We start from the raw sequence: 22729 nt of genomic DNA on the forward strand, positions 1-22729 counted from the left end.
GGCGTCAGGCGTGGCGGCGGCTCTGCACGATGCGGAACCGGTTGGCCACGTACGCGCCGTCGGTGAGCGCGGCGTTCGCGGCCGGGTTGGCGCCGCTGCCGTGGAAGTCGGAGAACGCCGCCGACTGGTTCACGAACACCCCGCCGGTCAGGTTGCACGACAGGTGCACCCCGACCTCGATCGCCACGTCCTCGGCCGCGTCGAGCACGGCCTCGTCGGTCGAGTAGACGCCGGCGGTCAGCGCGCCCTTCTCACCCACCGTCTTCCGCATGATCTCCAGGCTGTGGGCCGTGGAGTCGGTGGGGATGACGAACGAGATGGGCCCGAACCACTCCCGGCCGTAGGTCGCGGCGTCGTCCGCGGCGACCTTCACCACCGTCGGGGTACGGACCACCGCGGCGGGGAAGGACGGGTGCTCGACCGTACGCGACTCCAGCACCGGCTCACCGACCTTCGTCACCTCGTCGAGCCGCTCCAGCACGCCGTCGTTGACGATCGCCCCGGTGAACTCGACGCCGCGGGCCGGGTCGGCGGTGAGCTTGCCGACCGCCGCCGCGATGCCGCCGGCCACCTCGTCGAAGCTCTTGTGCCCCTGGTCGGTCTCGATGCCGTCCCGGGGAATGAGGATGTTCTGCGAGGTGGTGCACATCTGTCCGCTGTAGAGCGTCAGGGTGAAGCCGAGGTTGCGGCACAGGCCCGCGAAGTCGTCGGTGGAGTCGATCACCACGGTGTTCAGGCCGGCCTTCTCCGTGTAGACCGCGGCCTGCCGGGCGTTCGCCTCCAGCCAGTCGCCGTACTCGGTGGAGCCCGTGAAGTCGACGATCCTGACGGCGGGGTGCAGGGCCAGGGTGGAGGCGAGCTTCTCGCCCGGCGCCTCGGCCGCGAGCAGCACGAGGTTCGGGTCGAAGCCGGCCTCGGCCAGCACCTCCCGGGCGTAGCGCACGGTGATGGCCAGGGGCAGCACCGCGCGCGGGTGCGGCTTGACGATCACCGGGTTGCCGGTGGCCAGCGAGGCGAACAGGCCCGGGTACGAGTTCCAGGTCGGGAACGTGTTGCAGCCGATCACCAGGGCCACGCCGCGCGGCACCACGTGGAAGGTCTTGGTCATCCGCAGCGGGTCGCCCTTGCCGGCGGCCTTCTCCCAGCCCGCCGTCCCCGGGTGCCGGGTCATCTCGGCGTACGCGTAGGCGAGCGACTCCAGCGCCCGGTCCAGCGCGTGCGCCCCACCGGCTTGGAAGGCCATGACGAAGGCCTGGCCGCTCGTGAACTGCACCGCGTTGGCCAGCTCGAAGATGTGCTTGTGCAGCCGGTCGAGGATCTCCAGGCAGACGCCCACGCGGGCCTGCGGCCCGGCGTCGCGCCAGGCGGGCAGCGCGGCGCTGGCGGCGGCGACCAGCTCGTCGGCTCCCGCGTGCGGGTAGCGCACGCCCAGGTCCACGCCGAACGGGCTCGTCTCGGTGGCGACCCGGTCGCCGGCGCCCGGCTGGTCGAGCGGGAAGTCGCCGTTCAGGTACGCCTCGAAGGCGGCCTTGCCGTCCGCGGCGGCGGTCTCGCCGTACACCCGGGGGCTGGGCGACTCCGGGTAGGCGGACCAGTACCCGCGCTCCGAGATCGCGGTCAGCGCACGGGTGAGGGTGTCGACGTGCCGGTCGTAGAGGGGGTGCGGGGTCTCCGTCATGCCCGCCATCATGCAACAGAGAGCACCAAAATCAGTAGGGCCGTGTCACAACTCAGATCGTCAACTGCCAGTCGGTCCAGCCGTCGACCGGGCGGAAGCCGAGCTGTTCGTTGATGGCGATCATGTGGGCGTTTGCCGCCGCGTTGAAGGTGTCGATCGCGCGTACGGCCGGCTCGTGGGCGAGCAGGTGACGCAGGTTCTCGATCTTCGTGAGCAGGCCGAGCCGGTGGCCGCGGTGTGCCGGGTCGACGATGGTGATCTGCTGGAACGCGTGCCAGTCGGCGGACGCGCCCACGTCGAGCAGCGTCCACGCCACCAACCGGCCGGACGCCTCGTGCTGCACCGCCACGTGGTACTGCCGCCGGCCCCGCGCCGCCAGCGCCCGCTCGGTGCCCCGGATCCGCGCGGCGTCGACCTGCTCGGCCTCCCACTCCAGGTCACCCATCGGCGCGTCGGTCACCAGCCGGCCGTCCAGGTACGCGATGTCCGCCACGTACTCCTCCGGGATGCGACCGTGCCAGCGGACCGTGCGGTAGCCGTCGGCGTGGGCGCGGGCCACGGCCAGCAGCGCGTCCAGCGCGGCCTGGTCGACGCCCGTGGGGTCCAGCCGGCGGCGGATCTCGGCGAGCGCGGGCTGCGCGCCCACGGCGGCGGCGAACGCGGCGCCCGCCTCCGACCGTTCCGGGCCCCCGGCCAGCGCCGACACCGCCATGCCGATCACCCGCTTGCGGCCCTGCTCCCGCAGCAGCCCCAGGCAGTGCTCGTGCAGCGCCCGGCCCACCCCGCGCCGCCGGTGCGCCGGATGGACGACCAGCTCGGCCGTGGCGTTCTCGGTGTTGTCGAGCTGCGGCAGGTCCAACGCCAGATAGCCGGCGGGGACGCCGTCGAGCCGGGCCAGCGCCCACAGCGTGACGGTGCCCGGCAGCGGGTGGTTCACCATGGCGTCGAAGCGCTGCCGGCAGAACGGCGGGAAGTCGGGCACGTCGGCGTCGTTGGCCGCCGCCCCGACCCGGTACGCCGCGTCGATCGCGGCCGGGTCGGCGGCGTCGAACGGCACGATCGTCACGGTCATGCCGCAAAGCGTGCCGCCGGGAACGCGAACGGGCCAGCGAATATTCGCTGGCCCGTTCGGACGTTGGTCGGGAGGGTCGATCGCACAACGCCTCCGGCGTTGGGTCGCAAGAACTTGGAAAGTCTCCGGCGATACGCCCTCCCGCACGGAGCATCTTGCGCCGTCCGGTTCCTGCCGTCAAGTCCTTAGCGGCGGGTTTTCTGCACCCAGAGCGAAAAGCCGGTTACCCGGCGGATCGGCCGGATCCTCCGTCCGGGCGGGTCGCGCCCCTCGACGGCCCTCGGGCTCAGCCCAGCAGGCCGGCGTCGCGGGCCGCGCGCAGCGACGGACGGATGCGGTGGGTGGGCCCGACCTGGCCGGCGACCGCGTCGATGGTCTTCAGACCCTCGCCGGTGTTGAAGACGACGGTCTCCGCTGCCGGGTCGAGCCGGCCCGACTCGACGAGCTTGCGCAGTACGGCCACGGTCACGCCGCCCGCGGTCTCGGCGAAGACCCCGGTGGTGCGGGCCAGCAGGCGGATGCCCTCGCGGATCTCGTCGTCGTCGGCGTAGTCCATCCAGCCCCCGCTGCGGCGGACGGCCTCCAGCGCGTACAGGCCGGCGGCCGGGTCGCCGATGTTCAGCGACTTGGCGATGCCGGTCGGCCGGACCGGGACGATCTCGTCAGTGCCCGAGTGCAGCGCCGTGGCGATCGGGTTGCAGCCGGCCGACTGGGCGCCGAAGACCTTCCAGCCGCCGGCCGGCGCCTCGACCAGGCCGATCTCGACCAGCTCGGCGAACGCCTTGTCGATCTTCGTGAGCAGCTCGCCGGAGGCCATGGGGATGACCACCTGGGCCGGGATCCGCCAGCCGAGCTGCTCGGCCACCTCGTAGCCGAGCGTCTTCGACCCCTCCGCGTAGTACGGCCGGACGTTCACGTTCACGAACGCGGTGTCCTCGAACTCGTCGGTCTCCACCAGCTCGCCGCAGAGCCGGTTCACGTCGTCGTACGAGCCGTCGATGGCGACGAGCTCACCGCCGTAGACCGCGGTGGTGACGACCTTGCCCTGCTCCAGGTCGCCGGGGATGAAGACCACCGACGGCGCCCCGACGCGGGCCGCGTGCGCGGCCACCGAGTTGGCAAGGTTGCCGGTGGACGCGCACGCGAACCGGGTGAAGCCGAGCGCCCGGGCGGCGGTGAGCGCCACGGAGACGACCCGGTCCTTGAACGAGTGGGTGGGGTTCGCGCTGTCGTCCTTCACCCAGACCGGGGCGGTGATGCCCAGCTCGGCGGCGAGGTGCGGGGCGGCGACCAGCGGGGTGAGGCCGGGGTTCAGGGTGACCCGGGTGGCGGGGTCCTGGCCGGCGGGGAGCAGGGCCGCGTACCGCCACAGGTTGGCCGGGCCGGCTTCGATCTGCTCGCGGGTGACGGTGGCCAGCACGGCCGCGTCGTAGTCGACCTCGAGCGGGCCGAAGCACTCGTAACAGGCGTGCTGGGCGGCGAGCGGGTAGCGGGCCTGGCAGGCGCGGCAGACCAGGGCGCGGGCGGGGCTGGCCGAGGTGTCGATGCCGGACGCGGCGATCGTCGACGTCATGTCGAGGAGTCCTCTCATCTTTCCCCGCATCGCACCCTGCGGCGGGGACGGAATTGGCACCTGCCCCGCCGTCGCTCGTCGGTGAGCGCGCGGAGTGGTTGCCGGGGCGTCGTCGGGCCGTATCCCTCAGCCCCTCTGGATGAGGTATTCAGTTGTACCGCCGAGTCTATGCGCCGTCCGGGCCGCGCCTCCCGGGGGTTCCCACGGTGTGAGCCGTCAGCGGGCCGTCACCGCGACGGGGTCCACCACCGCGACCGGGTCGGTGACCGCGAACTGGTGCGGGGCCCGCGACAACCGATGCGCTCCGACGCGCGACCGGTTGACCAGGTTCGCGGCGACCAGGGCGACGATGGTGAGGGCGGCGCCCACCAGCTCGACCGGGCCGGGCCGGTAGCCGCGGGCGATCTGCACCGCGAACGTGGTCACCGGGACCAGGTTCATGAACAGCGCCGCGTTGGCCGAGCCCAGCCGCTGCACGCCGGTGTTCCAGGCCAGCACCGCGATCACGGCGGCCACGATCACGGCGTACGCCAGCTGCGGCGCGACCGCCACGAGGTCGGCGGCGGCCGGCGTGTGCTGCACCCCGGCGAGGTCGGCGCCGGCGCTCGCGGCCAGCATGGCGAGCGTGCCGGCGAACGCGGTCAGGGTCGTGTAGCGCAGCGGCGACCACTGGCCGAACCGGCTCGCCCCGTGCGTGTAGATCGCCCAGCCGACCACCGCGCCGATCATCATGAGCCCGCCGGCGCCGAACTGGTCGAGACCGTCGAGGCGCCCCCGGGTGATCACCAGGCCGACACCGAGGAGGGCCACCAGCGACAGGCCAAGGAGAGCCGGCCGCGGGCGTACGCCGTCGCGCGCCCACCGGACGAGCTGGGTGACCAGCGGGGTGGTGGCCACGAAGAGGGCGATCTGCTGCGGCGCGGCGTGCTCCAGGGCCAGGTTGGTGAGCAGGTTGAAGCCGGCGAAGCCGATCACGCCGAGCACCGCCACCTCGACCGCGCGCCCGCCCGAGCGGAGGCTCGCCACACCCTCCCGGAGCAGCAGAAGGGCGATCAGGACGAGGGTCGCCAGCAGGTACCGGGTGGTGGTCAGGTTGAGCGGGTCGACCCGGGTCAGCGCGCTGGCCAGGACCGGGAACATGACGCCCCAGCTCAGCACGGCGAGCAGCGGGAAGGCGGCGGCGCGGGAACGCATCCTCGACTCCTATGTTCGATTACCTTCGAACCAACGCCACCGACCCTAGGAGCTTGTTCGACTTCTGTCGAACAATGGTTACACTGGTCACATGGAGCTGGAGGAACCCGAACTGCGCGAGGTGCCCGTCACCGCCGTGCTGGCCGCCCTGGCCGACGACGTACGGCTGCAGATCGTCCGGGCGCTCGCCGCCGGCGACGAGTACGCCTGTGGCACCTTCGAGCTCGGCGTCTCCAAGGCCACCCGCAGCCACCACCTGAAGGTGCTGCGCGAGGCGGGGCTGACCCGCACCCGGGTCGCCGGCACCAGCCGCTACGTACGGCTGCGCCGCGACGAACTGGACAAGCTCTACCCGGGGCTGCTCGACGCCGTCCTCACCCGCAGCACCGCGGCCAGCAACACCTGATCCGCCCGCGGCACTCGTCCGGTCCCGCCCCTGACCCACCCCGCAGGCCAAGATCACGCAACATCCCGGAAGTAGCACGATCTTGCGCCCCTTCGACCGTGGCCACGGGTGGGCGGTGATCTGGTCGGCCTGTGTCCGCTGTCGAGCTGCCCCAGATCCGGGGCACGCCCGACGGCTAGGCAAGAGTCGACGGCCGCCGCCGACACGTACCGCCAAGATCACGCAACATCCCGGAAGTAGTGGTATCCGGCGGCCGGCGAGGCCACTACTTCCACGAAGTAGCACGATCTTGACCGCTCGGGGGCTCTGGCGAGCGGTCGGCGGCCCGTGGCAGTACATGGCGACACAAGAACGGCCCGTGGCCTCGGGCGGTGTGCTGCGGGGGACGGGGGCAGGCGGGTTGATCAGCGGTGCGAGGATGCGACGGTGACACCGCGACGCGTACGGCTCCGATTCCTGCTCAGCGGTCTGCCGCTCGTCGCGGCGCTTCCCCTCGCCGCCTGCACGTCGGCGGGCGGGTCGCCGGCTCCGACCGCCGACCGGCAGCCTGCCCCGCTGACGAGCCCCACGGAGCCGGCATCGACGGCGTGCCCGGCGTCGGGCGTGCTCATCCGCTCGACCGGCTCGGACGCCGCCATGGGGTTGCGGGCGCTCGGCCTGGAGCTGGTCAACTGCGGTACGGCACCGTACGAGCTGAACGGATACCCGGTGCTCACGGTGCGGGACGAGCAGCGCCAACCGATCCAGCTCAGGGTGGTCAAGGGGGCGAAGGAGATCACGTCGGGCTTCGACGCGGCGCCCCGCCCGCTCACGCTGCGCCCCGGCGACCGGGCCACCGCCGCGGTGCTCTGGCGCAACACGTACACCGAGTCGAGCGCCGCGCCGACCAACGGGGAGTACCTGGACGTGGCGCCGGCCGCCGGCCAGCCCGCCCAGGGCGTCGACCCGGACGGGCCCATCGACCTGGGCAACACGGGCCGGATCGGCGTCAGCGCCTGGAAGCGGGCCGACCCGACCACGCCGGCCCAGCCGCCGGCCCCGTCCGCCCCGAGCGGAGCGCCGTCGGTGGTCACCACCCCGGACAGCCGCCTGTAGCGCGCCGCCACCCCGGGGCAACCGCCCCGAACGCGCCACCACCCCGGACAGCCGCCGGGAACGCGCCACGGCCCCGGGCAAACGCCCGGGACGCATCGCCTACGAGGTGACGTCCTTGCGGGTGAAGCGCCAGTAGGCGAGCGCCCAGAACAGGGTCGCGTAGCTGATCGAGGCGATAGTCCCGCGCACCACGTCGTCGGTCTGCACCGGCGTGGAGAGCAGGCCCAGCCAGGCGGTGCTGAAGTGGGTGGGCAGGAAGGCCCGCAGCGCCCCGAGCGCGGTGATCTGGTCGAGGATGCTGGACAGGATCCAGAGCAGCACCGCGCCGCCGACCGCGCCGAGCGCCGCGTCCGTGCTCACCGACAGCAGGAACGCCAGGCCGGCCACCACCAGCAGGACGATCGCCAGGTACCCGAGCACGGCGAGCAGCCGGAGCAGCCCCTCGCCCGGCGGCAGTTCGGCGGCGACCGTGCTGCGCAGCGGCGACCAGCCGTAGCGGGCGGTGCCGGCCGCCAGGGCGGTGCCGGCGAGCAGCAGCAGCGCCAGCCCCGAGTACGCGAGCGCGACCAGCAGCTTCACCGTGAGCAGCCGGGCCCGGGGCACGGGCACCGCGAGCAGGTAGCGCAGGCTGCCCCAGCTCGCCTCGCTGGCCACCGTGTCGCCGAAGAACAGCGCCACCACCACGACCAGCAGGAAGGACGCCGAGACGAAGATCGTGAACAGGGTGAAGTTCAGGCCGCCCGAGGTGGCGAACGAGATCAGACTGGCGAACTCGCCACCGCCGTTGTCGTCGTCGCCGGCGTCGAACTGGAACGCGATCAGGATGATCAGCGGCAGCAGCACCATGAACCCGAGCGCCAGCTGCGTACGCCGGCGGGCCGCCTGGCGGCGGAACTCGGCGGCGAACGGCAGCGTCGCCGACGGCCGGTAGCCGGGGGCGGCGCCCACCGTGGACGTACCCATCAGCGGTCCCCGCTTCCCCGCGACGTCTCGCCCACCAGGGCGAGGAACGCGTCCTCCAGGCGGCGCCGTGGCACCACCCGGTCCACTCCGATACCGGCCCGGACCAGCTCGGCCACCACCTCGCTGCGGGCCGTGCCGTTGGTGTCCACGACCAGCTGGCCGTCACTCTCGGGCAGCACCCGTACGCCGTGCAGCCCGTCCAGCACGGCCCGCGCCGCGTCCGGGTCGCTCACCTCGAACAGCACGCTCGGCGACTCGCCCACGATGTCCTCGACCGGCCCGGACGCCACGATCCGGCCCTTGTTGACCACCACGGCGTGGGTGCACGTCTGCTCCACCTCGGCCAGCAGGTGGCTGGAGACGAGCACGGCACGGCCGTCGGTGGCGTACCGCTGGAGCACCCGGCGCATCTCGGCGATCTGCGGCGGGTCGAGCCCGTCGGTCGGTTCGTCGAGCACCAGCAGCTCGGGCAGGCCGAGCATGGCCTGGGCGATGGCGAGCCGCTGCTTCATCCCGTGGCTGTACGTCTTGATCCGGCGGTGCACCGAGTCGCCCAGGCCGGCGATCTCCAGCGCCTCGTCGAAGTGCGCGTCCTCCGCCGGCCGCCCGGTGGCCCGCCAGTACGCCCGCAGGTTCTCCAGGCCGCTCAGGTGCGGCAGGAAACCGGGCCCCTCGACGAGCGCGCCGATCCGGGACAGCACCGGCGAGCCGGGCACCAGCCGGTGCCCGAACACGTAGATCTCGCCGGCGGTGGGCTGGGTGAGCCCCATGAGCACCCGCAGCGTCGTGGTCTTGCCGGCGCCGTTCGGCCCCAGCAGGCCCACCACCTGACCGGGGTGCACCTCGAAGTCCACGTTGGAGACCGCCACGAAGCCGTCCGCGTACTCCTTGCGGAGCTGCCGTACGGCGAGCGGCACGTCCGCGTACGCCGGATGCACGGAGCTGTCGTGTCGCCGGTGCCGGCGACGGACCACGGCGACGACCACGACGAGCCCCACGGCGATCGCGGCGAGCAGCCCGACCAGCACCCAGCGCCAGACGGTCGCCGCCGTGGGGATCGGCTCGCCGGGCACGTCGGGCAGGGCCAGCGGCGCGTCACCGGCCGCCACGGTGTAGACGGCCGGCTCGGCCGGCGTGGTGTACGCCTGGTCCGAGGTGGCCACCACGACCCGGAGCCGGTGGCCGGCCTCGAACCGGCGGACGATCGCCGGCAGGGTGACGGTCACCGGCCGCGCCTCGGCGATGGTGGCGGGCAGCCCGGTGAGCCGTACCGGCGCGATGAGGCCGTTGGGCAGGGTGGCCGCGCCGTTCGGGTCGACGTCGTAGAGCTTCACGAAGAGGACCGCCTCGCCCGTCGGCGACGCGGCCCGGATCGGGAACGTGGGCGAGCCGACCACGTCCACCGCCTCGGTCAGCGGCGCCGACTCGAACCGGGCGTGCTGCCCCGGCACGTCGCCGGCCACCCCGTCGAGCAGGCCGGACAGCCCGCCGGCGAACGGGACGGACGAGATGGCCGCCGGGTTGCCGTTCGGCGGGTTGGCGATCCGCTGGTCGGGGCCGGTCACCGCGATCTCGGTACGGCGCTCGCCGGCCGTGCCCGGGTAGTCGGACGTGCGGTAGCCCGTGGCCACGAGACCGCGGTCGAGCGCGTCGAAGCCCGCGATCCGCGACCAGGTGAAGTCGTTCCCGGGAGCCGTGCCCTCCCCCTTGACGTAGTGGTCGAGCCACTGCACGGTCAGGAACCGGACCCGGTCGGAATCGGTCTGTGGCCCCTCGCCGCCGTCGTGCCCGCCGGTGAACCAGGCGACCCGCACCGGGGTGCCGGCGGCCGCGATGCCCCGGGCGTTCGCGTCGGCCTCGCCGAGCGGGAAGAGGCTGTCCGCCTCGCCCTGCACGAGGAGGGTCGGTGCGGCGATCCGGTCGAGCACGCCGGCCGGGCTCGACCGGCGCAGCAGGTCCACGGCGGCCTGGTCGGCCCGGCCGGTGGTGGCGATCCGCAGGTACGCGGCGCAGACGTCGGCGGCGAACCGGCCGCAGGACGGGTCGGCGGCGGCGCCCGGGGCGTGCCCCGGCCCGGTGCCGGGGCCCTCGCCGGGGCCGGGGCTCGGCGGCCCGGCCGAGGCCGGCGCCCCCTGCGGCTGGGCCGCGGTCACCCCGGAGAGCCCCACCGGCCCCGAGCCGCTGCTGCCGCCACCGCCGAAGAACAGGCCCGCCCAGCCCTTCTTGAACACACCGGCCGTGGGCTGGCCGCCCGTGCTCTCCGGCAGGAAGCTGCGGGCCAGGTCGTTCCAGGTGATCATGGGGACGATCGCGTCGACCCGCCGGTCCTGGGCGGCGAGGAGCAGGGCCAGCCCGCCGCCGTACGAGCCGCCGACCACGCCGACCCGGGGATCGCCCGCCGCGTCGGTGCGGACCTCCGGGCGCGCGGCGAGCCAGTCCAGCAGGCGCTGCGCGTCCCGCACCTCGTAGTCCGGGTGGTCCAGGTGGATCTCGCCGCCGCTGCGGCCGAAGCCCCGCGCGGTCCAGGTCAGGACGGCGTACCCCCGGCCCGCGAACTCCTCGGCGTCGGCCTTGACCGACTCCTTGGTGCCGCCGAAGCCGTGTGCCAGCAGCACGGCGGGCACCCGGTGCCCGGCCGACGCGTCCTCCGGCAGGTAGAGCGCCGTGTCCAGGTCGACCGGCTGCTGGCCGTCCGGTCCGGAGCGGACGGTCAGTATGGCGGCCTCCGTACGCACCTGTGGACCGCGCGGCAGGACCGCCCAGACGACGGCGGCGGCCAGCAGCACGACGACCGCCGCGGCGGCGACCGCCCGGCGTCCGGTGGGCAGGGCACGCCGGATCGACGGGACCGACAGCGGCGATCTCATGCGGCACACGGTACGGGTCGATCCCTGAGCGTTGGCTGAGATCCGCCGTACGTCCGTCCGGTTGGTCCGATCGGTGCCCGCGGCGGTGCGACCGCTCATCCTCGGGCGGATCTCAGCGGGACGAATTCGGATTCCGTGAATTCCGATCTACCGCTGGAAATCGGTCTTGATCGCTGCATGTCACACCCCTCGATGGCACCGAGCGTGCCGGAGAGACGGACGACCAGTGACATCGCTCGAAGTGACGCAAAGCTGACCGATCGGCGGCAGGATCACCGACCTGCGGTTCGGTTACTTTTCCGGTCCGGTGCACGGGACCGCGGCCGGCCACCCCGGCTCCCGGCCCGACCGCCCCCACCCCACGCCACCCACCCCGTCCCGCCTCCTCCGGAGGAGACCCGCCATGACCGTCCCCGCGTCACGGGTGCGTCCACGTACCGCCCGCCGCGTGGTGCCGCTGCTGCTCGTCGTGGGCCTGCTGGCGCCGCTCGGCGTGCTGTTCCAGCAGAGCTGGCGCCTCACCGACGACGACCGGAGCCTCGCCGCCCGGGAGCGGCTCGGGGTGGCATACCTGCGCATCCTCGGCCCGGTCACCGACGCGCTGGTCGACGCCCAGTCCGCCGCGGTCGCCGGACGCTCCGCGACCGGCGCGGCGTTGACCGACGCGGTCGAGGAGGTCGCCCGGGTGGACGCCCGGGTCGGCGCGGAGCTGCGCACCCAGGAGCGCTGGGCCGGGTTGCGCGCGAAGCTGGAGGCGCTGCGCGACCGCCCACCCACCGACCCGGAGGCCGCCTTCACGGCGTACGGGGAGGTCACCGACCTGCTGCTGGACCTGCACCGCAAGGTCCGGGAGAGTTCGGGGCTGATCCGCGACCCGGAGTCCGACTCGTTCTTCCTCCAGGACGCGGCGGGGCGGCAGTTGCCCGAGGCGATGGTGGCGGCCGGACGGCTCACCGACCTCGCCACGCTCGCCGCGCGGCGTTCCCCGGACGACCGGAGCCGCACCCTCGCCCAGCTCGCCGCCCTGCGGGTGGCCGCCCTCACGCCGGCCGGCACCCTCGTCGACGATCTCCGCGCCGCGGTGGACCGCTCCGAGAGCGCGGATCTCGGTGGCAACGTGCTGACGCCGCTCGACACCTACCAGCGGGCCGTCGAGGCGCTCGCCGCCGCGTCCGCGCCCACCCGCACCGGGACGCTGGACGCGGCGCCGGTCGCCGGGGCCCGGCTCGACGCGCACGCGGCCGCCGAGCAGCTCCAGCCGGTCATCCTGGCCGAACTCGACGCGCTGCTGGCCGCCCGGGTCGACCGGCTCGACCGGGACCGGTGGCTGGTGGTCGCCGCGGCCGGGCTGGGTGTCCTGCTGCTGGCCGTCCTCGCGGGGGTGCTGATCGCCGCCGCGCGCCGGGCCCGGCGCGCGGCCGCCGAGGCGCGACGGGCACGGAAGGCGGAGGACGACCGGACGGCGGAGGCCCCGACGTGGCAGCCGGGGTCCGGTGAGCCGCGACCGCTCCAGCCCGCGGGCCGGGCCGGCGACCCCGACGCCGCACGGTGGGGGCCCGCCGATGCTGCTCGGTAGGCTCCGCATCCGCGGCAAGCTCGCCCTGCTCGTGGTCGTCCCGCTGATCAGCATGGTCGGGCTCGCGGTCCCGGTGGTCCACGACCGGGTGACCGCCGCGCAGCGGGCCGGCGAGATCGCCGACCAGGTGCGACTCGCCAGCCGGATCGGCACACTCGTGCAGGACCTGCAACAGGAGCGCATGCTCTCGGTCGGCCTGCTGCTCGGCCGCGTGCAGCGCACCGAGCTGGTGCGCACGGCGGCCACCGTGGACGACCGGGTGGCCGACCTGCGCGCCGACCACGGCGACACCCTGCCGCCCCGCGTGGCCGACGCGCTGGCGGGCGTACGCGCGCTGACCGACGTGCGCGCCGCGGTCCTGGCCGGCACGGCGACCCCGGGCCGGGTGATGGACGCGTACGGGCCGGTCGACGTCGCGCTGATCGACTCGCTGCGGCTCGCGTTCGACGTGGACACCGGCACGGCGGCCGGCCGCCAGGTGCTGGCGCTGGACGCCCTGCTCCGCGCCGACGAGGGGCTGGGCACCTGCGCCACCCTGATCGTGCTGGTGAAGGCGACCGCCGACCCGGCCGTGCACAACGGCTTCGTCGCCTGCATGGCCGCGCTCCGGGCGGACAGCGTGCGCTTCCGCAGCCTCATCACACCGGAGCAGCGCAAGCTCGCCGAGCTGAACGACGCCGCCGTGGCCGCCCGTACCAGCGCGGACTTCCTCACCACGAGCGCGGTCAACCCGGCCGGAGCGGTCCGCAACGTGCCGCTGGACGCGCTCTTCCCCTCCGCCCGGTCGATGATCACCCTGGGCCAGTTCATCGAGAAGAAGATCGTGGCGGACGTACTCGCCGAGGTGACCGGCGAGCAACGGCGGGCGCTGACCGCCGCGTACCTGGTCGCCGGCGTGGCCGTGCTCGTCCTGGCCGTGGTGCTGCTGCTCAGCGCGGCGGTGGCCCGTACGGTGGCCCGCCCCCTGACCCGGCTCACCCGCTCGGCCGACCGGGTCGCCCGCGTCGCCGAGGGCGAACTGGTGCGGGTCACCGACGACGAGACGGAGAGCGCGTCGCCGGTGCGGCTCGAACCGGTCGACGTCCGGGCCCGAGACGAGATCGGCGACCTGGCCCGGGCGTTCGAGCGGGTGCAGACCACCGCGGCCCGCCTGGTCGAGCGGCAGGTCGCCGGCCGGCGCAACGTGGCGCAGATGTTCGGGCACGTGGGCCGCCGTACGCAGAACCTCGTCGGCCGGCAGATCGCCCTCATCGATCGGCTGGAACAGAAGGAGACCGACCCCGAGCGGCTCGCCGACCTGTACCGGCTCGACCACGTCTCCAGCCGCCTGCGCCGCAACGCGGGCAGCCTCGTGGTGCTCTCCGGTTCGCCCGGCGCGGACGCGTACACGGCACCGGTCCCGCTCGCCGACGTCGTCCGCCTCGCGCTCGGCGAGATCGAGGACTACACCCGCGTGGACGTCCGGGTGCCGGCGGAGATCGCGGCGGCGCCGGCCACGGTCGGCGACCTGGTGCTGACGCTCGCCGAGCTGATGGAGAACGCCACCGTCTTCTCCCCGCCGCACACCCGCGTGCTGGTGAGCGCGGAGCGGACCGAGCACGGCGCCCGGCTCGCCGTCACCGACCACGGCATCGGCATGACCCGGGAACGCCTGGCCGAGGAGAACGCGCGGCTCACCCGGCGGGAGCGGCTGGACCTGGCCCCGACCGAGGTGCTCGGCCTGTTCGTGGTGGGGCGGCTCGCCCGCCGGCACGACTGGGCGGTGAGCCTCGCACCGACCGGCGGCGGCGGGGTGACGGCCCGGCTGGAGATCCCGCAGGCGTCGCTGGTGCTGCGCCCCGCCGACCGGGCCGGAGCCGCCGTGGCCCGGGCCACCGTGCCCGCCCGGGAGCGCCGCGCGCCGGGCAGGCAGCCTGCCGCACCCGCCCCGGTGACCGGCCCGGGCGGGCCGGCCGGGGCTCCGACCGTCCCGGGACCACGGACCGCGCCGACCGTCCCGCGGCCGCGGACCGCCCCGAACTCACCAGGGCCGTGGACCGCGCCGGGCGATCCGGCCGGCTCCGACCCCGCCGGCCTCGAACCCGCCGGCTTCGACCCGGCCCTGTTCGACCGCGCCGCCCGGTCGGTGGAGTCCGGCGAGTCGTGGGACGCCTTCGGCACGGGGGTCGAGCCGGCACCGACCGGCGCCATCGCGTACTTGGAGATCAGCGCCCCGGCCGGCGGCCCCGGCGCGGACGACCGCCCGACCGGCGAGGATGCGGCCGGCACCGCGACCCCGATCACCGGCCCGGTGGCGACGCCGCCCGCCGGAACCACCCCGGCCGGCCTCCCCCGCCGCCCGGTCCGGCCGACCACGGCCGCCGACACGGCGGGGGCCACGGGCGCGGAGCCGGCCCAGGATCCCGGGAGCGCGGCCGGCACGGTCGTGCGGCAGCGGGTGCCGGGGGCGAACCTGCCGCCGAGCGGCCCGTCCGCCGGCCCGCCGGCCGCCGCCGCCGTCGACCCGACCGCGGCCCGCGCGCTGGTCGAGGCGATCCAGTCCGGGGTACGCCGGGCCGAACTGAACCAGCCGGCACCGGATCCGGGCGTACGGCCCGATCGGCCGACGCTGAACCGGCGGGTCCCCGGCGCGAGCCTCCCCACCCCGCCGGCCCGCCAGCCGATCAGCTCCCATCCCGGGGACCCGGCCGAGGTCCGCGACCTCATCACCGAGTTCGAGGCGGGCGTAGCCCGTGCTCTGCGCGAAGTCAGTCCAGGCCGTCGGAACGAAGAGGGATCAACACGGTGACCAGTTCCTTCCTGCACGACAACGTCGACAACCCGGGCAGCCCCGCTCCCGTCGGGGACCTCAGCCCGGAGGCCCGCACCTTCAACTGGCTGCTGGACTCCTTCACGTCGAGCACCGCCGGCGTGCTGGAGGCGATCGCCGTCTCCTCGGACGGGCTGCTGATGGCCATGTCGGCGATCCGGGACCGGTCCAACGCGGAGCGCCTCGCGGCCGTGGTCTCCGGCATGACGAGCCTGGCCGGTGGCGCCGCCAGCTGGTACGCGCTCGGCGGCCTGAACCGGGTGGTCGTCGACATGGCCGAGGGCTACTTGTTGATCAGCGCGATCAGCAGCGGGTCGGTGCTCGGGGTGGTCGCCGACCGGTCGGCCAACCTGGGCACCGTCGCGTACGAGATGACGCTCTTCGCCGGGCGGGCCGGCGGCGCGCTCACCCCCCGCCTCATCGCCGAGCTGAAGAACGCCGCCCAGCAATGACCGGCGAGGTCCCCGGCGCGGGGCCGGATCCGGATCACCAGGTCCGGATCCGGCCCTACCTGCGCGTGCCGTCCGCCCCGGACGCGGGTGCGCCGGCCGCCGGGGCCGGGACGGACGGGCCGGCCGTCCCCCGCCCGTTCGTGCTGACCGCCGGGCGGGTGGCCGCCGTCGACCCGGCGATCAGCCTGGAGACCCAGGTGACCGCCGCACCGGTCGGTACGGGCGCGGCGCTCGCACTCCTGGCGCCGGAACTCCAGGCGATCGTCGCGCTCTGCACGGAGCCGATCTCCGTCGCGGAGATATCGGCCCGTACCCGGCTGCACTTCGGGGTGACCCGCGTCCTGGTCGGCGACCTACGGGCCGCCGGCCACCTCGAGGTGCACCTCGATCACGGCGGCGGCGCCTCCGACCCCGATCTCATCCTGCGAGTGATTGATGGACTCCGTGCGATCTCCTGACTGGCCGGTCGCCCCGCTCGGCGGGCTCGCCGGGAACAGCGCCGCCACCCGCTACGGCACGCCCGCGGGGGCCGGACCGGCCACCGACCGCGTCCCACCGCCGGCGTCAGCGCCGACCCGCGCCACCGCCTCCGTACCCGTGCCCGGGGCACTGCCCCGGCCGCGCCCGGCGGACGCGCCCCCCGTGCCCGTCAAGATTCTGATCGCGGGCGGGTTCGGCGTGGGCAAGACGACCACGGTCGGCGCGATCTCCGAGATCGCTCCGCTCACCACGGAGGCGGAGATGACCAGCGCCGGGATCGGCATCGACGACCCCGGGGCGCGCTCGACCAAGACCACCACCACGGTCGCCATGGACTTCGGCTGCGTCACCATCGACCGCAGCCTGAAGCTCTACCTCTTCGGCACGCCCGGCCAGGCCCGCTTCGGATTCATGTGGGACGACCTGGCCCGCGGCGCCCTCGGAGCGCTCGTGGTGGTGGACAGTTCGCGGCTGGACGACTGCTACCCGGCCATCGACTACTTCGAGCAGTCCGGGCTGCCGTTCGTGGTGGGCGTGAACGCGTTCGACGGGCGGCTCGCGCTGGACCTCGAATCGATCCGCTGGGCGCTGGCGGTCGGCGACCACGTGCCGCTCGTGCAGTTCGACGCCCGGGACCGGCTCTCCGTACGGGACGCCCTGCTGGTCGTCCTGGACCGGGCGCTGGAACGGGCCACCCGGGACCGGGGGGCCTGAACTCCGGGGCGGTCAGACCCGTATCCACGAAGGGGTGGTCGTGATGAGAGGTGGGTTGGACGAGACACTGGCCCGGATGGCCCGGCGCGAGGAGGCGCTGCGGCGGGCCGCGGGCCCGGCCGAACAGGCCGACCGGGAGCCGGGCGCGCAGACCGACCGGGAGCCGGACGCGCAAGGCGGCCGGGAGCCGGACGCGCAAGGCCGCCGGGAGCCGGATGCGCAAGGCGGCCGGGAGCCGGGCGCGCAAGGCGGCCGGGAGCCGGGCGCGCACCGGCTCGACGGTGACCGGGCCACGGCGGAGGATCCCGTCGAGGCGGTCGTCGAGGCCGTCCGCCGGGTCGTGGCCGAGCACCCCGGGCTGGCGGTCACCGTCCGGGTGGAGCAGGGCGGGCAGGCGTACCCGTTGCGGGTCGCCTGGAGCGGTGACGAGGTGACGGTCGCCGCAGAGCTGGCGCCGCCGCCGACCTGGCCGGTGTCCGGGAGGAACGCGCCGTCGTGGCCGCCCGGGCGGGGCGGCACCGGGCACGCCCCGGCGGCCCGGCTCGCCGAGCTGATCCGCCGCGACCCGTCGCTGCTCACCGATCACGACCGGTAGCGGTGGCCGGGCGGCGCGGGCCGCCGGCGGCTAGGGTCGGACGGTGGCGCCCGAGTTGACCCTGACCGCGAGCCTGCGCCCGGCGGCCCTGGACGCCCGGCGCGGCGTCGTCCGGCTGCACCCGGAGGTGTTGACCGCGTTGGGCCTGCGTCCCGGTGACCCGGTGCGGCTCGCCGGCCGGCGGGAGACCGCCGGGATCGTGGCGCCGGCCGGGCCGGACGCGAGCACCTCCCTCATGTACGCCGACGACCTGGTGCTCGGCAACCTGGGCGTGCGGGACGGGGGCCAGGTGACCATTACCCCGCTGCCGGTGACCGCCGCCACCCGGGTCACGCTCGCCGGGCCGGTCGAGATCGTGGCCGCCGTGAGCCCGGAGATGCTCCGGCTCGCGCTGCTCGGCAAGGTGGTCACCGCCGGCGACGACGTGTCGCTGATGCCGCAGGACGTGCTGCCGGACGCGTCGGTCCGCAGCCTCGTCGAGGCCGCCCGGCGCAGCCTCGCCAACACGGTCGGGTACGCCTGGACCAGCACCCTGCTCACCGTGGTCGCCGCCGAGCCGGCCGGCGGGGCGCTGGTCACGATGGACACCCTGGTGGGCTGGGAGCATGGGCCGGTGACCCACGGCTCCCGCGGCGGGGCGGGCGGTCGCCCAGATGCCGCCGGGCCGAGCGGCGGCGGACCGAGCGGCGGCACGGGTGCCGGCGTCACGGGTGCCGGCGGCACGGGCGCTGGCGTGGCGGGCGGCCGAGGTGCCGGCGCCACCGGCGAGGTGGAAGTCCCCGTCGACGCGCCGGCGCTCGACCAGTTGCCGGGACTACGGGCCCAGGCCGAGGAGCTGACCGAACTGCTCGACCTCGGCTTCCACCACCGCGAGGTGCTGGGCCGGCTGGGCACCACCGTCTCGCTCGGGGTGCTCATCAGCGGCCCGGCGGGCTCCGGCAAGTCGGCCCTGGTCCGTGCCGTGGCCGCCCAGGTGGGCGCCCGGATCTGCGCCCTGTGGGCGCCCGAGGTGGCCGCGCTCGACAACCAGGCGGCCGCGGACCGGCTGCGCGTCGCGGCGGCCGCCGTCCGCTCGGGTGGCCCGGCCGTGCTGCTCGTCACAGACGTGGAGGCGCTCGCGCCGGCGGATCAGCCCGGGCCGGTCGCCACCGTGTTCCGTCAGGTGCTCGCCGAGACGGTCCGGGCCGGGGCGGCGGTGGTGTGCACGACCGGCCGTCCGGAGGCGGTCGACCCGGCGTTGCGCGCGCCCGATCTGCTCTCCCTGCGGATCAGCATCCCGCTGCCCGACCCGGCGCTGCGGCGGGAGCAGCTCACCGTGCTCACCCGCGAGGTGCCGCTCGACGAGGACGTCCGGCTCGACGAGGTCGCCGGTCGTACGCCGGGCTTCGTGGCGGCCGACCTCGCCGCGCTGGTCCGCGAGGCCGGCGTACGGGCGGCGTTGCGGCAGAAGGCGGCGCGGACGCCGACGGTGGCGATGGCGGACTTCACGGCCGCGCTGGAGGTGGTCCGGCCGACCACGATGGCCGCGTCCACGCTTGAGTTGGCGACGGTGACCCTGGACGACGTGGGCGACCTCGTCGAGGTGAAGCAGACCCTCACCGAGTCGGTGCTCTGGCCGTTGACGTACCCGGACACGTTCGCCCGGCTGGGCGTGCAGCCGCCGCGTGGCGTCCTGCTCTACGGGCCGCCCGGCTGCGGCAAGACCTACCTGGTGACCGCGCTGGCCGGCTCGGGGCGGGCGAACGTCCTCTCGGTCAAGGGCGCGGAGCTGCTGTCGAAGTGGGTCGGTGAGAGCGAGCGGGCCGTCCGCGAGCTGTTCCGCCGGGCCCGGGAGGCCGCGCCCACCCTGGTCTTCCTCGACGAGGTCGACGCGCTCGCCCCGGTACGCGGGCAGGCCGGCGACGCCGGTACGACCGACCGCGTGGTGGCCGCCCTCCTCACCGAACTCGACGGCGTGGAGGCGCTGCGCAACGTGGTCGTGGTCGGCGCCACCAACCGGCCCGACCTGGTCGACCCGGCGCTGCTGCGACCCGGGCGTCTGGAGCGCCTGGTCTACGTACCGCCGCCGGACGGGCCGGCCCGCGCGGAGATCCTGCGGGCCGCCGCCCGACAGGTACCGCTGGCCCCGGACGTCGACCTCGCGGCGCTCGGCGCCGAGCTGGACGGGTTCTCCGCCGCGGACTGCGCGGCCCTGGTACGCGAGGCGGCGCTGGCCGCGATGCGTGAGTCGCTGAACGCCACCACGGTGACCGCCGGGCACGTGGCCGCGGCCCGCCGACGCGTCCGCCCGTCCCTGGACCCAGCCCAGCTGGCCCACCTAACGGCCTACGCGGCCACCCACGAACCCCCACCCACACCGTGATCATGAAGTTGTCGGCGCTCCCACCGGCGTGTCGTGACGATAACTTCATGATCACCGCGCGAGGGGGGCCGGGCGGGCGGCGGGTCAGTCTGTTGGTAGGAGGGGGCCCAGGGGGCCGAGATCCAGGTTGAGGTCCTCGGGGGCCAGGCCGAAGTGTTCCCGTAGCCCGGTCATCTGCTCCTCCAGCGCCATCAGCGTCACGCCGATCCGCTCGATCTGCTCGTCCGTGAGGTCACCCAGCTCGACCCGGCGCAGCGCCTGCCGCTCCATGAGCTGCCGCAGCAGCTCGATCACGGTGAGCACGAGGCTGGCCAGTCCCCGCTCGACCGAGTCCCGGTCCACGGCGAGGCGCCGGTCCAGCGGCGTGACCCGGGGCGGACGCCACTGCGGCGCGTCCAGCGCGGCCACCAGCTCCGCCGCCTCGTCCCGGCGCGCGGTCTCGGAACCCGGGACCACGACCGCCGCCTCGTCCCGGCGCGCGGGGCCGGGGCCGGTCCCGTCATGCGCGGTCATCCGACCACCCCTTCGGTGACCGGCCCGGGAGCGGGCTCCGGCTCCGGCGGCGCGAGCGCGCCGACGGACGCGATGAGGGCGCGCAGCGAGATCCGGACGAGGTCCACGTCGGCGATCGCCAGGGTGATGTCGCCGCTGACCACCACGCCGGTGGCCAGCACCCGGTCGAGCAGGTCGACCAGGGCGACGGGCCGGTAGGCCAGCGGGTCGTCCGCGCTGCTCGGCGCGAGCGAGGTGGTCACCATGCCGACCACCACCGAGGTGCGACGCCAGGCGCCGACCACCGCCGAGACGCGACGCCAGCCGCCGACCAGGGCCGGCGAGCCGCGACGCCAGGCGCCGACCACCGCCGCCGAGGCGCAACGCCAACCGCCCACCGCCGAGGCGCGGTGCGGGCGGTCAGCATGCCGGCTCCCGCACCAGCGCCGGCTCGGCCGGACGTTCCGCCACGAAGGAGTACGGCGGCCACGGCCCGGTCAGCTCCAGGCGCAGCTCGGGGTGCCGGGCGCGGAGCGAGTCCACCAGCCCGGCGAAGGCGGACAGGGTCGCGGTGTCCACCAGGTACGCGCCGTTGAGCGCCATCGCGGTGGGAGCGCCCGAGAGCCGGCGGTCCTGCGGCGGGTGCCGTCGGGCGGCCACCGCGTGCCGGGAGAGCGCGTCATGTACGGCCGCCGCGGCGGAGGCGGCGGCCCGCTGCCCGTCCTCGCGGGCGGTGAGCTGGGCCCGCCGCCGCCGCAGGTACGCCGCCCCGGCGCCGCCGGGCCCCGCGGTCTCCTCGGCCTGCGGCGTCGCGCCCGGCACCACGTACCCCTTGACTCCCCACTCACCGCGGCCGCTGAGCCGGTCGAGCAGGGTGACCAGCTCGGCGCGGCGGTCGGTGAGCGAGGCGGCCACCCGGCCGTCGTCGTGGTGCACGGTGGCCAGCCGGGCCGGCACCACGGCTCCGGCTCGGGCGAGGGCGTCCACCACGCGGTGGTGCGCCCGCGCCGCCCGCTCCAACCAGGCGAGGTCCTCCAGGTTCCGGCGCAGGGCCTCCTCGCCGTACTCGGTCAGCGGCACGCTGCTCACCACGGCCACGAGGCCGCCGGCCCGGACGGGGCGGACCGGCTCGCCGTCCATCCCCGGCAGACCGGTGAGCAGCCCGAGATCCGCTTCCCGCACCACCCCGTGCAGCCACCGGCCGGTGTCGGCGACGAGGTCACCGGCACCGCAGTCAACCGTCGAACTCATCCCACTCCTCCCGTTCGGCGTCGCGTCGCCGGGCCCGGGCCTCGACCCGCGGCCGGCGTTCGGCCTCCACCTCCTCCGGGTCCCGGGGCCCCGGCTCGACGGGCGGGCGGGCGCGGGAGCTGAGCCAGGGGTCGTGCTCCCACCAGTCGATGCCGATCTGCCGTGCGGTGTCGACCGAGGCGATGACCAGGCGGAGTTTCAGCGTCAGCAGCTCGATGTCGAGGAGGCTGACCCGGATGTCCCCGGCGATCACGATGCCCCGGTCGAGCACCCGCTCCAGGATGTCGCCGAGGTTGGCCGGCTCGTGCCCGGCCGGCAGCACCTGGCCGGAGTTCTGCACCACCGACGGCGTACTGGTCATCTCAGCCCACCTCGCCCTTCCCCCGCTGGTAGCGCCGCACCCGCCGGTAGCCGAGCAGGGCGCCGTCGATGTCCAGTTCCACCTCGTAGAGGCCGAGCAGGTCGGTGGACGCGGGGATGCGCCGGTCCTCGATCACCTCGACGCCGACCAGCCAGCCGTCCTTGACGGCCTTCAGCGACGTGGTCCCCACCGGTTCGCGGCCGGTCAGCTCGATGATCTGCCGCAGCCCCTCCCGAGCCGCCTCGGCGGCCGACAGCGGCTCGACGTACTCCTCGTCGTCCACCCACTCGTCCTCCGGCTCGGGTTCACGCCGGCGTTCCCGGCCGCCGTCGCCGCGGATCCGATCCATCCCGTACACCTCCCCCACCGTTTCGTCGCCGCTCCGTTTCCGCCCGCCGCGCCCGCTCGGCGGCGGGCCGTGGGTCGCCGCCGCGCGGGCCCGCCGCGGCCGCGCGCCGCCGCGCCGGCCCGTTCCGGCGTACGACGGGTGCGCGGCGCCCGTCGTCGCCGTTCCGTCGGGCCGGCGCCGGCTCGCGCCCGCCCTGGGCGGCGGCCGGGCGCTCGGTCGGGCCGGTCAGCCGTTCGAGCACCTGCTGCTGGCGCTGGTCCCGCTCCTGCGGGGACAGCTCGCCGGCGGCCGCCGCGGCGTCCAGTTCCTCCAGCTCGCGGCGGATGTTCGTCGGGCTGTAGAGCTGCGACTCCGCCTCGCGGGCGATCACCTTGACCACGGCGGTGAGCCCGCGCACCGGCGCGTACGGCAGGGTCAGCAGCGCCCAGAGGATGTCCACC

Annotated in this window: 20 protein-coding genes, 2 pseudogenes and 1 riboswitch; of the genes and pseudogenes, 10 read left to right on the forward strand and 12 right to left on the reverse strand. The window is 75.0% G+C overall.

From position 1 onward, the window contains the following. Window positions 1-4: 4 nt before the first annotated feature. The 4 genes from paaN to D7193_RS20645 form a co-directional block, all read right to left on the reverse strand. Window positions 5-1678 (reverse strand): phenylacetic acid degradation protein PaaN, encoded by a 1674-nt coding sequence (gene paaN, locus D7193_RS20630; protein WP_174242679.1) that lies wholly within the window; start codon window positions 1676-1678, stop codon window positions 5-7. A 52-nt stretch (window positions 1679-1730) separates the two neighbouring features. Next, window positions 1731-2750: a GNAT family N-acetyltransferase gene (locus tag D7193_RS20635; protein ID WP_120781118.1), complete on the reverse strand. Its 1020-nt coding sequence runs from the start codon at window positions 2748-2750 to the stop codon at window positions 1731-1733. 286 nt (window positions 2751-3036) lie between these two features. Continuing rightward, on the reverse strand, window positions 3037-4323 hold the full coding sequence (gene thrC, locus D7193_RS20640) for a threonine synthase (RefSeq protein WP_120781119.1): 1287 nt from the start codon (window positions 4321-4323) through the stop codon (window positions 3037-3039). Between the two features lie 11 nt (window positions 4324-4334). Next, a riboswitch (SAM riboswitch) is annotated at window positions 4335-4469 on the reverse strand. Window positions 4470-4539: 70 nt separating this feature from the next. After that, complete coding sequence (locus D7193_RS20645) at window positions 4540-5517, reverse strand: DMT family transporter (RefSeq protein ID WP_120781120.1); 978 nt, start codon at window positions 5515-5517, stop codon at window positions 4540-4542. Window positions 5518-5608: 91 nt separating this feature from the next. Here D7193_RS20645 and D7193_RS20650 point away from each other — a divergent pair, with 91 nt between their 5' ends. Continuing rightward, window positions 5609-5923: an ArsR/SmtB family transcription factor gene (locus D7193_RS20650; RefSeq protein WP_120781121.1), complete on the forward strand. Its 315-nt coding sequence runs from the start codon at window positions 5609-5611 to the stop codon at window positions 5921-5923. Between the two features lie 426 nt (window positions 5924-6349). After that, complete coding sequence (locus D7193_RS20655) at window positions 6350-7018, forward strand: DUF4232 domain-containing protein (protein ID WP_120781122.1); 669 nt, start codon at window positions 6350-6352, stop codon at window positions 7016-7018. Window positions 7019-7117: 99 nt separating this feature from the next. On the opposite strand, the gene D7193_RS20660 is transcribed toward D7193_RS20655, so the two are convergent. Further along, window positions 7118-7981, reverse strand: a complete 864-nt coding sequence (locus tag D7193_RS20660; RefSeq protein ID WP_120781123.1) for an ABC transporter permease — start codon at window positions 7979-7981, stop codon at window positions 7118-7120. Beyond that, entirely contained in the window at window positions 7981-10848 is a 2868-nt protein-coding gene (locus D7193_RS20665) for an alpha/beta fold hydrolase (RefSeq protein ID WP_120781406.1), read from the reverse strand. The genes D7193_RS20660 and D7193_RS20665 overlap by 1 nt, the downstream gene beginning before the upstream one ends. Before the next feature lie 403 nt (window positions 10849-11251). Here D7193_RS20665 and D7193_RS20670 point away from each other — a divergent pair, with 403 nt between their 5' ends. From D7193_RS20670 to D7193_RS20700, 8 genes and pseudogenes are all read left to right on the forward strand, one after another. Beyond that, window positions 11252-12424 (forward strand): hypothetical protein, encoded by a 1173-nt coding sequence (locus tag D7193_RS20670; RefSeq protein ID WP_120781124.1) that lies wholly within the window; start codon window positions 11252-11254, stop codon window positions 12422-12424. Then, on the forward strand, window positions 12411-15212 hold the full coding sequence (locus tag D7193_RS20675) for a sensor histidine kinase (protein WP_120781407.1): 2802 nt from the start codon (window positions 12411-12413) through the stop codon (window positions 15210-15212). Before D7193_RS20670 ends, D7193_RS20675 begins: the two co-directional genes overlap by 14 nt. Then, window positions 15209-15685, forward strand: a complete 477-nt coding sequence (locus D7193_RS20680; protein WP_174242680.1) for a roadblock/LC7 domain-containing protein — start codon at window positions 15209-15211, stop codon at window positions 15683-15685. Before D7193_RS20675 ends, D7193_RS20680 begins: the two co-directional genes overlap by 4 nt. Continuing rightward, complete coding sequence (locus D7193_RS20685) at window positions 15682-16143, forward strand: DUF742 domain-containing protein (RefSeq protein ID WP_120781125.1); 462 nt, start codon at window positions 15682-15684, stop codon at window positions 16141-16143. The genes D7193_RS20680 and D7193_RS20685 overlap by 4 nt, the downstream gene beginning before the upstream one ends. Next, window positions 16121-16879 carry a GTP-binding protein gene (locus D7193_RS20690; protein WP_206611930.1) on the forward strand — a complete coding sequence of 253 codons (759 nt, stop codon included), beginning with the start codon at window positions 16121-16123 and terminating at the stop codon, window positions 16877-16879. The genes D7193_RS20685 and D7193_RS20690 overlap by 23 nt, the downstream gene beginning before the upstream one ends. 43 nt (window positions 16880-16922) lie before the next feature. Next, window positions 16923-17474 carry a hypothetical protein gene (locus D7193_RS20695; protein ID WP_120781410.1) on the forward strand — a complete coding sequence of 184 codons (552 nt, stop codon included), beginning with the start codon at window positions 16923-16925 and terminating at the stop codon, window positions 17472-17474. A gap of 43 nt (window positions 17475-17517) precedes the next feature. After that, window positions 17518-18106: pseudogene (locus tag D7193_RS34910) on the forward strand (AAA family ATPase); the annotation flags it as partial. Between the two features lie 164 nt (window positions 18107-18270). Next, window positions 18271-19836: pseudogene (locus D7193_RS20700) on the forward strand (AAA family ATPase); the annotation flags it as partial. Window positions 19837-19920: 84 nt separating this feature from the next. On the opposite strand, the gene D7193_RS20705 reads toward D7193_RS20700, so the two are convergent. The 6 genes from D7193_RS20705 to D7193_RS20730 are packed head-to-tail and all read right to left on the reverse strand — an operon-like array spanning window position 19921 to window position 22728. Then, the gene (locus D7193_RS20705) at window positions 19921-20349 is read right to left on the reverse strand and encodes a gas vesicle protein K (protein ID WP_187356261.1); all 429 of its coding nucleotides are present in this window, start codon (window positions 20347-20349) and stop codon (window positions 19921-19923) included. After that, a complete protein-coding gene (locus tag D7193_RS20710) occupies window positions 20346-20726 on the reverse strand; it encodes a gas vesicle protein (RefSeq protein ID WP_241563220.1) in 381 nt (126 codons plus the stop codon). The genes D7193_RS20705 and D7193_RS20710 overlap by 4 nt, the downstream gene beginning before the upstream one ends. A 22-nt stretch (window positions 20727-20748) precedes the next feature. Then, on the reverse strand, window positions 20749-21579 hold the full coding sequence (locus D7193_RS20715) for a GvpL/GvpF family gas vesicle protein (protein ID WP_120781127.1): 831 nt from the start codon (window positions 21577-21579) through the stop codon (window positions 20749-20751). After that, a complete protein-coding gene (gvpJ, locus tag D7193_RS34970) occupies window positions 21563-21940 on the reverse strand; it encodes a gas vesicle protein GvpJ (protein ID WP_120781128.1) in 378 nt (125 codons plus the stop codon). The genes D7193_RS20715 and gvpJ overlap by 17 nt, the downstream gene beginning before the upstream one ends. A gap of 1 nt (window position 21941) precedes the next feature. Then, complete coding sequence (locus tag D7193_RS20725; protein WP_120781129.1) at window positions 21942-22289, reverse strand: gas vesicle protein GvpO; 348 nt, start codon at window positions 22287-22289, stop codon at window positions 21942-21944. Further along, complete coding sequence (locus D7193_RS20730; protein ID WP_120781130.1) at window positions 22246-22728, reverse strand: gas vesicle protein GvpG; 483 nt, start codon at window positions 22726-22728, stop codon at window positions 22246-22248. The genes D7193_RS20725 and D7193_RS20730 overlap by 44 nt, the downstream gene beginning before the upstream one ends. Window position 22729: the final 1 nt, after the last annotated feature.

The sequence above is a fragment of the Micromonospora costi genome (assembly GCF_003626655.1).
GTDB classification, from domain to species: Bacteria; Actinomycetota; Actinomycetes; order Mycobacteriales; family Micromonosporaceae; genus Micromonospora; species Micromonospora costi.

What these genes read in the sequence shown, in the direction of transcription:
- D7193_RS20705 (WP_187356261.1), bottom strand. Translation starts at nt 20,349, where the DNA reads ATGACCGCGCATGACGGGACCGGCCCCGGCCCCGCGCGCCGGGACGAG.
- D7193_RS20660 (WP_120781123.1), bottom strand. Translation starts at nt 7,981, where the DNA reads ATGGGTACGTCCACGGTGGGCGCCGCCCCCGGCTACCGGCCGTCGGCG.
- D7193_RS20670 (WP_120781124.1), top strand. Translation starts at nt 11,252, where the DNA reads ATGACCGTCCCCGCGTCACGGGTGCGTCCACGTACCGCCCGCCGCGTG.
- D7193_RS20690 (WP_206611930.1), top strand. Translation starts at nt 16,121, where the DNA reads ATGGACTCCGTGCGATCTCCTGACTGGCCGGTCGCCCCGCTCGGCGGG.
- D7193_RS20675 (WP_120781407.1), top strand. Translation starts at nt 12,411, where the DNA reads ATGCTGCTCGGTAGGCTCCGCATCCGCGGCAAGCTCGCCCTGCTCGTG.
- paaN (WP_174242679.1), bottom strand. Translation starts at nt 1,678, where the DNA reads ATGACGGAGACCCCGCACCCCCTCTACGACCGGCACGTCGACACCCTC.
- D7193_RS20650 (WP_120781121.1), top strand. Translation starts at nt 5,609, where the DNA reads ATGGAGCTGGAGGAACCCGAACTGCGCGAGGTGCCCGTCACCGCCGTG.
- D7193_RS20665 (WP_120781406.1), bottom strand. Translation starts at nt 10,848, where the DNA reads ATGAGATCGCCGCTGTCGGTCCCGTCGATCCGGCGTGCCCTGCCCACC.
- D7193_RS20635 (WP_120781118.1), bottom strand. Translation starts at nt 2,750, where the DNA reads ATGACCGTGACGATCGTGCCGTTCGACGCCGCCGACCCGGCCGCGATC.
- D7193_RS20715 (WP_120781127.1), bottom strand. Translation starts at nt 21,579, where the DNA reads ATGAGTTCGACGGTTGACTGCGGTGCCGGTGACCTCGTCGCCGACACC.
- D7193_RS20645 (WP_120781120.1), bottom strand. Translation starts at nt 5,517, where the DNA reads ATGCGTTCCCGCGCCGCCGCCTTCCCGCTGCTCGCCGTGCTGAGCTGG.
- thrC (WP_120781119.1), bottom strand. Translation starts at nt 4,323, where the DNA reads ATGACGTCGACGATCGCCGCGTCCGGCATCGACACCTCGGCCAGCCCC.
- gvpJ (WP_120781128.1), bottom strand. Translation starts at nt 21,940, where the DNA reads ATGACCAGTACGCCGTCGGTGGTGCAGAACTCCGGCCAGGTGCTGCCG.
- D7193_RS20695 (WP_120781410.1), top strand. Translation starts at nt 16,923, where the DNA reads ATGAGAGGTGGGTTGGACGAGACACTGGCCCGGATGGCCCGGCGCGAG.
- D7193_RS20685 (WP_120781125.1), top strand. Translation starts at nt 15,682, where the DNA reads ATGACCGGCGAGGTCCCCGGCGCGGGGCCGGATCCGGATCACCAGGTC.
- D7193_RS20725 (WP_120781129.1), bottom strand. Translation starts at nt 22,289, where the DNA reads ATGGATCGGATCCGCGGCGACGGCGGCCGGGAACGCCGGCGTGAACCC.